We start from the raw sequence: 1,746 nt of genomic DNA on the forward strand, positions 1-1,746 counted from the left end.
ATTCTTCAATTAATGAGATTGTAGTTTTTTGGTTTAGGGTTTGGTGCATTTTATAAAAATTTTTTGGTTAGAGTGATTGACATTAAAAAGACATAATTTTGTTTTAGTAGTTTGTATTGTGGTTTTATAGAGTTTATTTTTAAGAGGTTGATTGGTTTTTGGTTTAATAATAAAGTGTATTTTAATTATAGTTATAGAAATTAACAATAGGTCTTATTGTGTCTATTGTTGTTACCATTTCGGATCTTATAGAGCATAAATGGTTAGGTATCAAGTATTTTTTTGGATTTTATGTTTTTTTTAAGTATTTGGACATTTTTTTGCCAAAAAAAACTTCCGCTTTTGATTCTAAAGCGAAAGTTCTTTGTTTAAAATTAGCTGTTATTTAGGGGGTTAATTAAGTGTAAATTGTATACCTCCACCTATACCCCAATTTGTGCCTGAATTTGTTATAGAAATATTAGAGCGTATATTACCGTTTTCAGATGTATAGCCAGCACCAAAAGCAAAGGCAGATTGGTTTCTCCATAAACCGCTACTAACCGCAATGCTTAGTTTTCCAGGCATTTCATTATAACGAAGATTAGCTGCTGCTAGACCAATAGCTGCTGCTTGTCTTGCTTCCTTTTTTACGCCCTCAATATTATAATTCAGGCTCTCAAACTTCATGTCAGTGTAATCTTTAGCTTCCTGCACCTTTTCGTCTGTATACTTCTTTGAATCATCGAGAACAAGTGCCATCTTCTCATACAATTGACCTCCATTAATAGCTTCTTTCGAACCTTTCTCAACTTTACCATCACCAACATTATCAATCACAACAGGTGCACTGGCATCGCCTCCTGCTAACGTAATTTTATTGGTTTTCTTCCCATCCTTATCTTTATCATATTGAACTGCTCCCTCTGCCTTCTGACCAGTTTCATTCTTAAAATCATTAAATTCATTTTCAAGTTTATCAACTTTTTGATTCGTATTCCAAAGCTGATTCCCGGTAACTGCTTCAGTAGAGCCTTCGCTTACATCACCATCTTTCACACCAGTAATTGTCGTGCTTTCCATTTTTCCATCTTTATTTTTACGGCTTGCGTCATAAGCACCTTTATTCTCATCCCATTTTATCGTATCATTTTTTGCCTGTTCTGTCTGATTTTCGACATCACCTAAACGATTATTCAAATCTTTCAGACTTTGATTAACACCATCAAAAGCACCAGCTACACTATTATACTCTTTGTATTCCGGTCCATTAGCTTTACCACCAAAATTAAATTGAACAATATTAAACGTAGGAGCAGTCCATACACCATCTTTATATCCAGCTCCACCTCCTAAATATTCAGCAAGTTGCATGTTTGCTTCATCAAATCGTTTGTTTGTTTTATAAAGCTGTGCTCCTGTGATCGCTTCAGTCGAATCCTCTGCTATATCTCCATCAAGAAGAAACTTAAGTTTACTATTTTTTTCTTGTCCTTTTTTACCATGACGTGCAACAAAAGCCTGCTCACTATCACTCCACAATAAGCTATTTTGTGCAACATTTTCAGTACTTTCAGTCATTTCTTGACGGATCTCTGTCAATGTTGTGTCAACGCCAGCAAAGGCCTCACCTACATTACTATAATCACTACCCTGGACTTTATAACTTGGCGCTATACCTCCAAGAATATCCGATCCGCCTCCCAAATAGGATGAGGCATTCTTCGCAATCGTTGTAACATCTCCTTGAACTTTATCCATACTCGT

1 protein-coding gene is annotated in these 1,746 nt (G+C 35.3%); it reads right to left on the reverse strand.

Annotated elements, in window-relative coordinates:
* Nucleotides 1–393: 393 nt before the first annotated feature.
* A partial coding sequence (locus tag O99_RS03155; RefSeq protein WP_210164647.1) for a YadA-like family protein occupies nt 394–1,746 on the reverse strand: 1,353 nt, incomplete at its 5' end.

The sequence above is a fragment of the Bartonella rochalimae ATCC BAA-1498 genome (assembly GCF_000706645.1).
GTDB lineage: Bacteria > Pseudomonadota > Alphaproteobacteria > Rhizobiales > Rhizobiaceae > Bartonella > Bartonella rochalimae.